The following is a 13,135-nucleotide window of genomic DNA, read 5'->3' as shown; positions in this document are numbered from 1 at the left end:
GGGCCTAGTAACCCTTAACCAATGCGTCAATCGCCTGTAGCCGCGCAGCCAATGGCTCAAAGTCCTCAAGCGGCAATGCATTCGGGCCGTCTGACAGTGCCTTGTCCGGGTCTGGATGTGTTTCCATAAACACGCCTGAAACCCCGGCAGCGACCGCTGCGCGGGCCAGCAACGGGACGAATTCGCGCTGTCCGCCAGACCGTTCACCCAGTCCGCCCGGCTGCTGGACGGAATGGGTTGCGTCAAACACAATCGGACAACCGGTTTGCGCCATGATCGCCAGACTGCGCATGTCCGATACCAGTGTGTTGTAACCAAACGAAACCCCGCGCTCACACAACATAAAGTTGTCCGGCTCACACCCCGCGGCCAACGCCGCATTGCGCGCCTTGGCGACGACTTGCGTCATGTCAGCAGGCGCCATGAACTGACCCTTTTTGATATTCACAGGTTTACCCGAAGCGGCGACGGCGGCAATAAAATCAGTTTGTCGCGCAAGGAAGGCCGGCGTTTGCAGCACGTCAACAACCTGTGCAACAGAACTGACTTGTTCGGCTTCGTGGACATCGGTCAAGATCGGCAGCCCAGTCTCGGACCGGACCTTTTCAAGAATACGCAATCCTTCATACATTCCGGGGCCACGGAACGACTTGTCCGAACTACGGTTCGCTTTGTCGAAAGAGCTCTTGAAAATAATCATCATTGCGAGCTTTTGCGCGGTCATTGCTAGACTTTCCGCAATAGACAACGTGTGCTTTTCGTTTTCTATCACGCAGGGCCCGGCAATTATGAACAAGGGTGTCTCTGTTGAAACATTGCGTCCACAAAGGATCATGTTTTCATTCCAATTTCGATCAGGGCACACACATGCCTAAAGTTAACTTTTTGGGCATAACATTAAGGTTATTGATTAATTGCCGGTAAATTTTGCCGGTGGCAATGAGCAAGCGATGCATGATCAGCGATGGCAAAAGGCTTGGCTTGGCACAAGAGCGTAACTATGGGGGAAGCGTTATGACCAGGTTGAACATGCAGCTTAGAACCGTCGTGCCGCGCTATACAGAATCAGCGTTGAAGACGATTGAGACGGAAATTCAGGCGCTTGAGCAGCTCAAGGGTGTGTTTGACAATGCGTCATTCCGCCATTCGCTGGATTTGGCGATCGAAGCGATGGCCCGCACGGACGGGCGCGTAATCGTAAGCGGAATGGGCAAAAGCGGGCATATCGGCCGCAAAATTGCTGCGACCTTGCGTTCAACCGGTACGCCTGCACTTTTTCTCCACCCCGGCGAGGCAAGCCACGGGGATCTGGGCGTAATCACGGAAAATGATGTTGTTTTCGCGATCACATGGTCTGGCGAAACCAGTGAATTGTACGATATCTTCCATTACTGCCACCGTTTCGGTGTCACTTTAATCGTGGCTACGGCATGGCCCGATAGCACCGCTGCAAAAGCGGCAAATATCTGTCTGTCTTTGCCGCTGGTTCGTGAAGCCTGCCCGAACGATTTGGCACCCACGTCGTCCACCACATTGCAATTGGTTCTGGGTGATGTCTTGGCGGTTGCCTTGATCGAGGCGCGTGGCTTCACGCCTTCGGATTTTCGCGTGTTCCATCCCGGTGGCAAGCTGGGCGCGCAATTGCTTGCTGTCGAACAGATCATGGGCACGGATGGGGCGATTCCCAAAGTGCGCCGGGAAGCAACGTTAAGCAGCGCAACCATTGAAATGAGCCGTAAGCGTTATGGCGCGACGGCGGTCGTGGACAATGGCGACAGATTGATCGGCGTGTTCACCGATGGGGATTTGCGCCGGTGTATCGCTGTGCATGACATGCAGGACAGCATCGGCCTGCACATGTCGCCAAATCCCGTCACCGTCCCGCCCGGCACTTTATGCGCCGATGCCCTGCGCATTATGAACGAAAACGCTGTCTCGGTGATCTTCGTCGAAAATGCGGGCAGGCTGGTCGGGGTTGTGCACATGCACGACATCGTCAGGACCGGCATTGTCTGAATCCGGCAGCATAAGTGCTGAAGGTCCCGGAACAGGCCCTGATTTGATTGTAGTACCAGCGCGGTTCGGGTCGTCGCGCCTGCCGGGCAAACCGCTGCTTAAAATAGCCGGACGCACGTTATTGGAGCGTGTGGTTGCAGTTGCACAATTGGCCGCAAAACAAGCGCAAAATTGTAGCGTTCTGGTCGCCACTGACGATCCGCGCATTGCCGATCATGCGCAAACCATCGGTGCAGATGTTGCGATGACCTCGTCCGATCTGGATTCGGGCACGATGCGCGCTTTTGCTGCGGCCCAGCAGCACTCCTGCCCGCCACGACGGATCATCAATTTGCAAGGTGACGCACCGTTCATCCCTGCCACAATCGTCGCGGATTTGATGCAAACCCTGCGCGCCGGGTATGCTGACGTAACCACGCCGGTGTTTTGCCTTGATTGGGCAAGGCTTGATCGCTTGCGCGAACACAAACGCACCGCCCCGTTCAGCGGCACAACATGCGTGCGGGACAGTCACGGGCGGGCGCTGTGGTTTTCCAAATCGATCCTTCCGGCCATGCGCAATGAACACAAATTGCGCACGGCACCTTTATCGCCAGTTTGGCAGCATCTCGGGCTTTATGGTTACACCATGCCCGCACTCGAATGGTTCGCCACGGCTTCCCCCGGCCACTACGAACAGCTTGAAGGCCTTGAACAACTGCGTTTCCTTGAACATGGCTGGGCAGTTGCCACGGTTGAAGTAGACGTGCCTGCATACGTGTTGTCCGGCATCGATACGCCTGAAGACCTTGCCAAGGCTGAAGAAGCCATTACCCAGTTTGGCGATCCTTATCCCGCGTGAATGGTTTCGATGTTTGTTATAGTCCGCCACGGCAACACTTTCACTGCCGGAGAGTCCCCTCGCAGGATTGGCGCGCGGACCGATTTGCCGCTTACCGACGCTGGCCACGATCAGGGTCGTGCGCTGGCCGCGCACTTTGCGTCGCTGGATTGGCATTTTGGCAAAGCGTTTGTTTCACCTCTTCTGCGCACGCGCCAAACGGCCGAAGCGATTATTGCAGGCCAAACCGGTCCAGTAACACTGGAGACAGCCGACTTCCTGCGCGAGATTGATCACGGCCCGGACGAAAACCAGACCGAGGATGCCGTCACAGCCCGCATCGGCAAACAAGCCTTGGCCGCCTGGGACCAGGACGCGGTCCCCCCAGATGGCTGGTCAGTTGATGCAGAACTCCGCATTGCTGCATGGCACTCTTTGTTCACGAACTCATCAAACGATGATCGACCCACCCTGCTTGTCACCAGCAATGGCGCAGCGCGGTTCGCTCTGTTGGCTGATCCTTGCTTGCGGGCAAGGCTTCACAATTTGCCAACCCTCAAGTTGCCTACCGGGAGCTATGGCATCATCCGCAAGGCATCCGATGGTCAGTTGGAAGTGCCTGTTTGGGGCAAACGCCCGTGACCGGTCTTTGCCTGCTTCGCGCACCGCCATTCCATCGCAACACAGTCATTCTTTCCAAACCTGCTCAGGCTCCCGATGCGCCAGCGCCTGATGTGCTGGACTTGCTCCGTGGTGCCCGCGTCGGCGGGAAATTCTGGCTGCAGCCTGCGAATATTACGGTTCCTGCACCGTCGGTGCTGCGTCCCCGTGCGGGGGACTCCTTGGAACATCTGACAGCCTCGCTATCGCCCGATGTTAAAGCGGCAATGCTCTGCAGCACGCCGCATCTCAAGCCCCGCGCGCTTGCCCGCCTTTGCACGATTCACGGGGGGCACTGGTTTGGCGATGTCGATCCATGGTCTGTTCTGGAGCGTGCTGGTAGCCTGATTGCCCATGGTGATGACGAATGGATCGCCATCGCCCGTATTTGCAGCGTTCCGGTGCGCGTGCTGTCGGCAGGCCGCTATGGCAATCCTGATGATGATGCCGAGGCTCTTGATCATAAGACACTCCAAGCTATCCGCGCGGTTTGCTACACCAATCCTTTCACCCACCAGTCCGCGACAATCGGCCAGACTGTTGCGCTTCTGGCCGAATGGCGAAGTTTGATTGAAAGCAATCGCTTCATCAGTGCCGCCTGCGGCATGGCCTGGTGGAAGCGTGATGAAATCCGGCGCTTTCTGTGGGTGCCGGGGCGCAAGCTCAGCATCGTTTCACGCGCCACAGACGTGTTAAAAATCGCCCGAGAAACCGGTGGTGCAGTGGCCATCTGGCCGTCGCGCGTATCACCCGCCCTGCTAAATGATGCAGCCCGACAGGGCACGGCATTGGTCCGCGTCGAGGATGGTTTCGTGCGCTCTGTCGGGCTTGGCAGCAACCTTGTTCCACCTTCCTCCGTCGTGGTGGACCGGCGCGGCATTCACTTCGATCCATCATCGCCCAGCGATCTGGAACATATCCTCGCAACAACCAGCTTCACTCCGGCCTTGACCCAGCGTGCCAGCGCTTTGCGCAAAACGATCATTGCTGCAGGGATTAGCAAGTATTCGGTCGGTGTGGGTTCTCCTGTACCGCCCCGCACACCGGGCCGCCGGATCGTGCTGGTGCCCGCCCAGGTCGAAGATGATATGTCGGTCATTGCCGGTGGCGGCGGGCTGCAATCAAACCTTGAACTGTTGCGCCGCGCCCGCGCTATGGAACCAGACGCGGAAATCTGGTTTCGCCCCCATCCCGATGTTGATGCAGGACACCGCAAAGGCGCTGTTGCCGATGCGGACGTTTTGCAATTTGCCGATCGTATTGTGCGCGGCGGCGGCATGGCACCCTTGCTTGATGCGGTAGACGCCGTGCACGTGCTCACATCCCTGACGGGCTTCGAAGCTCTCATGCGGGGGCTGGACGTAACATGCCACGGCACGCCGTTCTATGCAGGCTGGGGCCTTACCCGCGATCTGGGTGCCGTTCCCGACCGGCGCGGGCGCGCGTTGAAACTGGATGAACTCGTCGCAGGGGTGCTGATTTTATACCCGCGCTACCTTGATCCGGTTACGGGACTGCCCTGCCCGCCCGAAGTGCTGATCAGCCGCATGTCAGCGGCGCAAACGCCCAATCGCTTAAGTTGGGTTGAACCTTTGCGCCGGATACAAGGGCGGTTTATGGCGCATTTGCGATGACCCGGGTGATCCTTGATATTTCGCGCCTCATTTCGCGCGTGCGCTATTCCACGCCATCGGGTGTTGACCGGGTCGAGATGGCCTATGCACGAGGGCTTATGCGCCTCTATGGCGACGCCTTATCCTTTGCGGCTGTACATCCCACCGGCCTTTACGGACGCATCAGCCACGCAACGGCATCAGCTTATCTGGAAGAACTGGAGCAGCGCTGGGCCAAAGGAGGCGTAGAACCCCGCCAGCGCTCGATCTTGTCAGTCCTGCCTTGGATGGCAAGGCTTTTGCCGAAGCGGGCACGCTTATCAACGGCGGCTGAGCGTCCGGTCTATGTGCAAGTTTCGCCACATCATTTGACCAATGCACGAAAAGTGCAAAGCATTCTTGCCCGCGAGAACGCGCGGTTCCTGTGCATGGTCCATGATCTGATTCCGATTGAATATCCTGAGTACGCCCGGCCGTCAGGTGCCGCGTTGCACAGCCGCCGGATGCAAACGCTGGCCGATCATGCCGATGCTGTGATCGTCAATTCTGCTGCCACCGGCCACGCATTCCGGCCATGGATAGAGCGCAGCGGCCACCAGATTGCATTGCACGTTGCGCTGCTGGGCACCGAACCACTAGCCGATGTGGCACATGGCAATTCGAGCGACGACCGGCCTTATTTCGTGTGCCTTGGCACGATTGAACCGCGCAAAAACCACCTGCTGCTGCTCAATCTGTGGCGGCATTTCGGGGAATTCCTGCCTGCATCAAACATCCCGCGCCTTGTGATTATTGGCAAGCGCGGTTGGGAAAACGAACAAGTTCTCGACATGCTCGACCGCTGCCCCGCGCTGAAATCCCATGTTGAAGAAGTAAGTGGCTGTTCCGATGCGCAATTGGCCGCTTTGCTGCGGGGGGCACGCGCTTTACTCATGCCGTCCTTTGCCGAAGGATTCGGTATGCCGGTGGCCGAGGCACTGTCAGTAGGCGTGCCGGTGATTTGCAGCGACATTCCTGCGCATCACGAAGTTGGCGGCACAGTTCCCGATTACGTTGACCCGCTTGATGGCACGGGATGGAAGGCGCTCATTCAGGACTTCGCGCACTGTGGCCCGGCATATCAGGCGCAACAAAAGCGGATCCCGCGCTGGCATGAACCCACTTGGGCCGATCATATGGAAATCGTTGGCAACGCAATTAGCTTGCTAAGCGACAAACCAGCCCGTGGTTAACCGCGCGGTTTAACCGAACGAATCAACGACCCGAAAACGCGGTCCCAAAACAGCGCTGTTATCGCATAATTGCCGTGCTGGCCTACGTGATGATGACGCATGTGATGGCGTTTGAGCATAAAGGCCAAGCGCCCCTTCATCGGCCATTGGTGGCAGGCATAATGGGTTATGTCGTATGTCACATAACCCGTCATAAAGCCCAGAAAGACCCACGTTCCGGGCGATCCAAGCAGTAGAACCAGCACGCCCCAAACCGCACTAGCGATAGGGATGCTCACGATTGGCGGCATCAGATTGCGCAAGCCATCATTGGGATCGGCATGATGATTGCCATGCATCAGAAAAACGAACTTTTGCACCAATGCCGCGTCCGATTTCCAATGGAACAAATAGCGGTGCATCACGTATTCGAACACCGTCCACACCGCGATTCCCGCGAAGAATAGTGCGATGGCAAGCAATACGCCCGCGCTCCCCCATCCTACCCAGGCGATGAATGGCAAAAGCGCACACCAGATCGCGGCGAATCCACGTGGGGAAATCACCGTCAATCGTTCAAGCTGTTCATTCCGGAACAGCCTAATTTGCTGCGAGTGCGAATTTCGACGTGGCATTGCCCCATTCTCGACAAGACTTGGTGATGCCTGTCAAGAAGTAAACCAACCGACATGACTGAAGAACAAGGTCACTGGTTGAATGGCAGGCAAACACACCCGCTTTAAATCGTCATCGTTGCCGCACTGCAACACAGAGTTACATGCTTCATGACACCAGTCTTTCGGAATTCTGATTGGAAGGGTAAGTCTGAACGGTATGAAGCAATCAATCCTCCGGAATGGATTAAATAATAATCCAAAACCCATCCTATTAATCGGAGCCTCGGGCGAGCTTGGTGGTGCGTTGGCAACACACTACGCAACTTTGGGGGCGGCACTGTGTTTATGGGGCCGCGATGCTGATCGACTTGCAACAATTGCAAATGCTTGCCGAATCGCCGGTGCAACGCGCGTTGACGTCCGCTCGCTCGATTTGCGCGATGTCGACGCGACAATTGCCGCAATCGCCCGTGATGATGACACAGAACCCTTTGATCTGGCCATTATCGCATCAGGGCTTGGCGACATCAAAGCCGTCGGTGCGCTGGTGGAAGATGCCGCACAAGTCGCACAGCTTGGCTTGGTAAACTTCGTTGCGCCCTCTGCCATTGCCGCAGAACTTGGCGCGCGCATGGCAAAGCGAAAACTCGGCAAGATCGTCATTATCGGCTCTGCTGCGGCATTTCACGCGCTGCCATTTGCTATCGCTTACGCCGGATCGAAAGCGGGCCTTGCGCGCTTTGCCGATGCTTTGCGGATCAACTTGCGCCCGCATGGTGTCTTCGTCACGTTGGTTTCACCCGGCTTTATTGATACAGCGGCTGCACGCAAAGTTGCAGGCCCCAAGCCTATGCTCATGTCTCCTGCCCGCGCTGCCCGGTTGATCGCGCAGGCTACCCAGCGCGGGCAAGCACACCTGATAACGCCATGGCCATTTGCGTTTCTGCGGTTGGTTGATCGTGCCCTGCCCCGGTTCGCTCGGGACTGGCTGTTGCGCGCGCTTACGCCGCCGGGCCGCTGAGCAAAGCCAACAACGTGTGATGCAGTTCTGCGGGCGTCAGATCGATACGCTGCCCTTCACCACGGACAATCTGCCCTTCTGCATCAGACCGCAAAATGACATAGGGCGTGTGCCGCGCAACACCGGGCATCGAGACACCCGGGATACTGGGGCGGTGATCACCAAAAAATGCAAGCGTTGCCGGTCGCTTCAATTTCGCCAGTTCATCCCGCAAGGTCACGAGCATGGCATCGCTGTTGCGGACAAGCCGCATGTAACCATCGGTAAGATTGCCCGCGCTTGCTGTCGGCTCCCATGGCCCATGATTCTCGATAGTGACTGCGTAAATCAAGGTCGGGACATCTGCCTTGCCCGCCATATCCAGAATCTCGTAAGCCATTTCCTTGTCGGTAACATAGCGCCCCTCGTCCGGCGCGGGTGGCGCAAATCGGTCTTCCCCCACCAATTCTGCAAATCCACCAGCGCGCATGATCTGTTCGCGGTTATAAAAGCGCATGTCATGCGGGTGAACGAACAGACTGCGCCAGCCTGCGGCCATCAAGCGCGATGGCAGAGCATATGAACCCTCACCCAGCGCCGTCAGATAAGGATCGAAGCGGCGGAAACCCAGTTCTTCCTCGCTTCGTCCGAACAACACGCCATATTCTGTCCGCATTGTATAGGCGCCAAAGCCGCTGACCAGCAGGTCACCCCACTGCCAGGCCTGCGCCCGCGCCGCCTCCAGCCCCTGTAAAGATAGCGCGGGGTCACCAAACACCTCGACTGGGTCGGCAAATGATTCGCACTGGATCACAACGGCCAATTCTTGGGGGTGGGGTAATGTCTGCACCGCACTGGCAGGCAAGGGGTCGCGCGTTTCACGCCACCGGGTGCGATGCAGGACAAGCGTCGCCAAGAGGCCATGGCGCGCGACATCACCCTCAACGTCTGGCACCCGCCCAAGATGCACCCAGGGCGGCAACAAGAGCGATAGCTTGATCAGCAGGCCCCCTGCTGCAAACAGTGCAAATCCTGCCATGTGCAACCGTAAAGACGGCACAAACAGCGACCACAACACACCGGGCACCACCGCCGCCGCAATCACCAGCAGGGCCTTTTGTGACTTTGTCAAAGCTGAAAGATAGAACTGCGGATGTTTGAAAATCGCACCGATCAGCGCAAGGTCAGAGAACACCAGCGGCTCCCCCAACATGGCGCGCTTGGCGTTTGAAACCATCATGAACAAAGCCATCAAGCCCAGGGCCAGCAAGGCCGAAACCCACAGATTGCCGCAAATCGCGAGCATAAGGCCGAACACCGCCGTGAGCAGCAGGCTGTGTAGCCACATCCCGGCAAAACTGCGCAAAAACAGTCGCCCAGACCAATTGAGCCTCGGTCGAACGCAGCTATCGAGCAATAGCGAGCCTGCCAAAACCACCAGACCTATCAGAAACTTGATTATCACAATTCTCAAGACCACAGCGCGCGCAGGTATGCAAAAGATGTGGGTCAGCAGGTACCAAGCAAGGCCATTGCTGTCACCGCAAATCCGGAATTAGCCTAAATTCAAATACGCGGTGGAAATGTGACGACAAGCATCGACCACGCTTAATATTGTCACTACGGGGGAGTCATGTCGTCTTTCAAGCTCTCGTCATCGACCGCCCAAGACAATTTCGCCAATGCGCCGGTTTTGAGACCTAGCGAACATAAGCAGCGCGAAACTCGCAGGGTGTTGCTGCTCCAAGGCCTCATGGGACCGCTGTTTCGTCGCCTTGGCCAAGGCCTGATCAAGGCGGGTCACACGGTCTACAAAGTCAATTTCAATGGTGGCGACCGCCTGTATTGGCGCCTGCCCGGCGGGATCGATTATCGCGGTACGCTTCAGGACTGGCCAAAGGCTTTGGAAAGCATTCTGACCGACAAGCAGATCACCGATGTCGTTCTATTCGGAGATTGTCGCGATCATCACATGGCCGCAGCGCGGGTATGTCGCGAATTGCAGATCCCCGTCCACGTGTTCGAGGAAGGGTACATCCGCCCGGACTGGGTCACATTCGAACGGGACGGGGTAAACGGCCACTCTAATCTCCCCCGCGACCCGCAGTGGTATCTTGAGACCTCTGCCAAACTGCCGCCGGTGCCAGAGCATAAACAAGTCCCTTCATCATTCCGCCGGCGCGCGACCGAGGGGTTGCTGTATAACGTCGCTGACGTGCTTACCCGTTGGCATTACAAGCATTGGAACAACCATCGGCCTTGGCATCCCGTTGTCGAGGGCATGGGCTGGTGGCGCAAATTGCTCCGCAGCAAAGAGCGCGAAGCCGAAGCCGAAGCGCTCATGGCGCGGCTGTCTGCTTCGGACCAACCCTATTTCCTGTTTCCGTTGCAACTTGATTCCGATGCCCAAATCAGGCTGCATTCGCCATTTGCGGGCATTGCCGAAGCGCTGAAAGTTGTGATCTCGTCGTTTGCTGCCAACGCTCCAAAAGGCACACGTCTGGTGGTTAAAGAGCATCCACTTGATAACGGCGTGCGCGATTGGCAATTGATTACGCAGGATATGGCTGATCGGTTCAATGTGAGAGATCGTATCGACTATCTCCCGTGCGGAGATATTGTGCCCGTCGCACGGCGATCGCTAGGCATGGTGACCATCAACAGCACGAGCGGCACTTTGGGGCTGTCCATGGGGATCCCCACTGTCGTGCTGGGTACTGCGATCTACGACATTGCCGGAGTGTGCTTTCAAGGCGGTTTAGATGCATTCTGGCAAGAAATACCGCCACCAGACCAGCGCATTTACGCAGCTTTCCGGCGCGTACTTATCGAACATTGCCTGATACCGGGCGGTTTTTTCTCAAAGCAAGCGCTCGATTTGGTCGTTTGCCACGCCATCGCCCGCTTTGATGGTCATGAATTGCCTCCGGAGTAACTCTCTGTGGCTCAATTATATTTAGAGGGAGTGCAAAACGCGTAATTTTACTGACTGCTTGGTCTTGGCGGTTGTGCTGGTGGGCGCTTAAATAGGCACTGACCCTTCACGTTTTCATGGCCATTCCCCAACAAGCGAAGCTGATGGTACGGCACCGGATTTTGAGGAATTGGAACCCTCCTGTGAGCCGCTGAAAACCGAAGAAGGGGGCTTGCGCGCTCGATCCCCAGAAGCACGGCTTACGCTCTCGCAAAAACTGTCGCCATTGATGTGATATCAATGTTTTATTAGGCGTAAATGGTCAAAGTGCGCCTGACTGATCAAGCACCCAAATCCTCCAGATTGTTGAGGGACTTATATGGCAAACCCCACAAACAATGACGATCTATTGGTCGGCACCTTTGGCGCAGACGTCATATTCGGATTGGGTGGCAATGACACGCTGGACGGTGGTGCTGGCGACGACAGACTTTACGGTCAAGCAGGCGACGACACGTCTTATGGCGGCGATGGTGAAGACCTTATCCAAAGTGACGTCGGCAACGACACCTTGGATGGTGGAGCAGGTGACGATCGGCTTTATGGTGAGGCTGGCGACGATACGTCCTATGGCGGCGATGGCAATGACCTGATCCAAAGTGGCTTGGACAATGACACGCTTTATGGCGGAGCAGGTTCTGACGAATTGTATGGCGAAGCGGGCCACGATCAATCCTTCGGCGGAGATGGTGATGACCTTATCTTCAGCGGTGACGGAAACGATACACTGGATGGCGGTGCCGGGGCCGATGAACTTTACGGCGGTGCGGGGGACGATTATTTTGTAGTCGACAATCTTTCCGAATATGTGTTGGATAATGAGGGCGTAAATACCGGCCTTGTAACTGTCGATTTCTACAAACAGGCAAAAGGTGTTCAATGGACACTGGCAGAGGGCGTCAAGGCTTTACCATACTGGATCGATTCCCTTGTCTTTTCTGGAAGTGAATACATCGATGCACAAAAATCTGTTGCCGAAGGCGTCATTAAATATGCTTTCCCGACAGAAGTACTGGCATCATGGAATGATGACGACAAGCTGGGCTTCACCCCTCTGAATGATGTTCAAAAAGCCTTCATACAGAAAATATTCTCCTACATTGAAACACTTATAAATATTCAGTTCGAATTGGTGACGGATGCAACGCAGCCCGGGGTTCTCACATTTGCCAACAATCAACAGGATGACAGCGCCGGCTATGCTACTGGTGGGCTGAGCTTTAGCAAATGGGGCATCTTTTTTAGCAACAGCAGCAATTCTGCGGCGGGTAATGCCGATCCAAACGATGGTGAATACGCTGCCTACGTCTACATCCACGAGATAGGCCACGCTCTTGGCCTAAAGCATCCCCACAATGAAACTGTTGGTGGATTTTCAGCAGGGGAAGGTCCGTATCTTGATCAACAAGAAGATCGCACCACTTTTACGCAATTAAGTTACACAGCATTCAGACAAGATTTTATTTCAGAATTTCGGGATTTTGATATTGCTTCTTTGCAGTATCTTTACGGTCCAGCACAAACGCCCGGAAGCTCCAATAATCAGACCGGCAGCAACACTTATGCCCTGTTGACCAATCAGCGCAATTTCATCTGGGATGGCGGCGGCACCGATACGCTTGATGCCAGTGCTGCAAGCATGCGCATAGTTTTGAGCCTCGAAGTTGGCGATCACAGCTATTTTGGAAACGTTGCAAGTCAATTCATCACTTCAGCGGGTCAGGTAACGATCAACATCGGCACATTGATTGAAAATGCCATCGGAACAGCATTCGATGACGTGATAACCGGCAATGAAGCTGCAAATGCGATCAACGGACATGCCGGAAATGATGTTATCGCGGGCTATCTTGGCAATGATACATTGGATGGCGGCGGTGGCACAGATACCGCTGTTTACAGCGCTATACGTGCGCAGACGGCAATTTCGCGTGGTGCTGGCGGGCTTATAACGATAACTTCTGGTATCGATGGGACCGATACGCTTTCCGGTTTTGAATTTATCCGTTTTGCCGATCAAGTCATCAGTCTGCGGCGCTTTGATGATCCCGGTGCCCCGCGCGTGGCCAACTTCACTGTCGGCGCGGGCGGATGGTCTTCGCAGGACCGGTTCCCGCGGCAGGTAGCGGACGTCAACGGCGATGGACTGGCGGATATTGTCGGGTTCGGACAGGCGGGTGCGCTGGTGTCGCTGGGTCAGGCCAATGGCACGTTTGCCAATCCG

Annotated in this window: 11 protein-coding genes; 8 read left to right on the top strand and 3 right to left on the bottom strand. The window is 56.1% G+C overall.

Going from position 1 to position 13,135, the window contains the following annotated elements:
- Nucleotides 1-4 precede the first annotated feature (4 nt).
- Nucleotides 5-835, bottom strand: a complete 831-nt coding sequence (gene kdsA, locus B7Y89_RS15585; protein WP_292939491.1) for a 3-deoxy-8-phosphooctulonate synthase — start codon at nt 833-835, stop codon at nt 5-7.
- A 179-nt stretch (nt 836-1,014) separates the two neighbouring features.
- Here kdsA and B7Y89_RS15580 point away from each other — a divergent pair, with 179 nt between their 5' ends.
- From B7Y89_RS15580 to B7Y89_RS15560, 5 genes are read left to right on the top strand one after another with little or no spacing between them, the layout of a single operon-like run.
- Nucleotides 1,015-2,016 carry a KpsF/GutQ family sugar-phosphate isomerase gene (locus tag B7Y89_RS15580; protein ID WP_292939489.1) on the top strand — a complete coding sequence of 334 codons (1,002 nt, stop codon included), beginning with the start codon at nt 1,015-1,017 and terminating at the stop codon, nt 2,014-2,016.
- Nucleotides 2,017-2,059: 43 nt separating this feature from the next.
- Nucleotides 2,060-2,857 (top strand): manno-octulosonate cytidylyltransferase, encoded by a 798-nt coding sequence (locus B7Y89_RS15575; protein ID WP_292939487.1) that lies wholly within the window; start codon nt 2,060-2,062, stop codon nt 2,855-2,857.
- 9 nt (nt 2,858-2,866) lie between these two features.
- The gene (locus B7Y89_RS15570; RefSeq protein WP_292939486.1) at nt 2,867-3,478 is read left to right on the top strand and encodes a histidine phosphatase family protein; all 612 of its coding nucleotides are present in this window, start codon (nt 2,867-2,869) and stop codon (nt 3,476-3,478) included.
- Nucleotides 3,475-5,130 (top strand): beta-3-deoxy-D-manno-oct-2-ulosonic acid transferase, encoded by a 1,656-nt coding sequence (locus tag B7Y89_RS15565; RefSeq protein ID WP_292939484.1) that lies wholly within the window; start codon nt 3,475-3,477, stop codon nt 5,128-5,130. Before B7Y89_RS15570 ends, B7Y89_RS15565 begins: the two co-directional genes overlap by 4 nt.
- Nucleotides 5,127-6,341, top strand: coding sequence for a glycosyltransferase family 1 protein (locus B7Y89_RS15560; protein ID WP_292939482.1), 1,215 nt, complete (start codon nt 5,127-5,129; stop codon nt 6,339-6,341). The genes B7Y89_RS15565 and B7Y89_RS15560 overlap by 4 nt, the downstream gene beginning before the upstream one ends.
- On the opposite strand, the gene B7Y89_RS15555 is transcribed toward B7Y89_RS15560, so the two are convergent.
- Nucleotides 6,338-6,802: a sterol desaturase family protein gene (locus B7Y89_RS15555; RefSeq protein WP_292939480.1), complete on the bottom strand. Its 465-nt coding sequence runs from the start codon at nt 6,800-6,802 to the stop codon at nt 6,338-6,340. The two genes, B7Y89_RS15560 and B7Y89_RS15555, sit on opposite strands and share 4 nt — an antisense overlap.
- A gap of 352 nt (nt 6,803-7,154) precedes the next feature.
- Here B7Y89_RS15555 and B7Y89_RS15550 point away from each other — a divergent pair, with 352 nt between their 5' ends.
- Nucleotides 7,155-7,958: an SDR family NAD(P)-dependent oxidoreductase gene (locus tag B7Y89_RS15550; protein WP_292939478.1), complete on the top strand. Its 804-nt coding sequence runs from the start codon at nt 7,155-7,157 to the stop codon at nt 7,956-7,958.
- Here the strand turns inward: B7Y89_RS15550 and B7Y89_RS15545 are convergent.
- Nucleotides 7,939-9,402, bottom strand: coding sequence for an LTA synthase family protein (locus B7Y89_RS15545; RefSeq protein ID WP_292939473.1), 1,464 nt, complete (start codon nt 9,400-9,402; stop codon nt 7,939-7,941). The two genes, B7Y89_RS15550 and B7Y89_RS15545, sit on opposite strands and share 20 nt — an antisense overlap.
- A 288-nt stretch (nt 9,403-9,690) precedes the next feature.
- Between B7Y89_RS15545 and B7Y89_RS15540 the strand changes: the two genes are divergently transcribed.
- Together B7Y89_RS15540 and B7Y89_RS15535 are read left to right on the top strand one after the other, a co-directional pair.
- Complete coding sequence (locus B7Y89_RS15540; protein WP_292939471.1) at nt 9,691-10,872, top strand: capsular biosynthesis protein; 1,182 nt, start codon at nt 9,691-9,693, stop codon at nt 10,870-10,872.
- A gap of 358 nt (nt 10,873-11,230) precedes the next feature.
- Nucleotides 11,231-13,135, top strand: a 1,905-nt coding sequence (locus tag B7Y89_RS15535) for a M10 family metallopeptidase C-terminal domain-containing protein (RefSeq protein WP_292939469.1), incomplete at its 3' end; no start/stop codon positions are given.

This window comes from Novosphingobium sp. 32-60-15, assembly GCF_002280675.1.
In the GTDB taxonomy this organism is placed as follows: domain Bacteria; phylum Pseudomonadota; class Alphaproteobacteria; order Sphingomonadales; family Sphingomonadaceae; genus Novosphingobium.
The sequence above is the reverse complement of the archived record's forward strand: the minus strand, read 5'-3'. Positions and strand labels throughout refer to the sequence as shown.

Coding starts and splice junctions, on each gene's coding strand:
- kdsA (WP_292939491.1), bottom strand. CDS start 835: ATGATCCTTTGTGGACGCAATGTTTCAACAGAGACACCCTTGTTCATA.
- B7Y89_RS15580 (WP_292939489.1), top strand. CDS start 1,015: ATGACCAGGTTGAACATGCAGCTTAGAACCGTCGTGCCGCGCTATACA.
- B7Y89_RS15570 (WP_292939486.1), top strand. CDS start 2,867: ATGTTTGTTATAGTCCGCCACGGCAACACTTTCACTGCCGGAGAGTCC.
- B7Y89_RS15560 (WP_292939482.1), top strand. CDS start 5,127: ATGACCCGGGTGATCCTTGATATTTCGCGCCTCATTTCGCGCGTGCGC.
- B7Y89_RS15550 (WP_292939478.1), top strand. CDS start 7,155: ATGAAGCAATCAATCCTCCGGAATGGATTAAATAATAATCCAAAACCC.
- B7Y89_RS15540 (WP_292939471.1), top strand. CDS start 9,691: ATGGGACCGCTGTTTCGTCGCCTTGGCCAAGGCCTGATCAAGGCGGGT.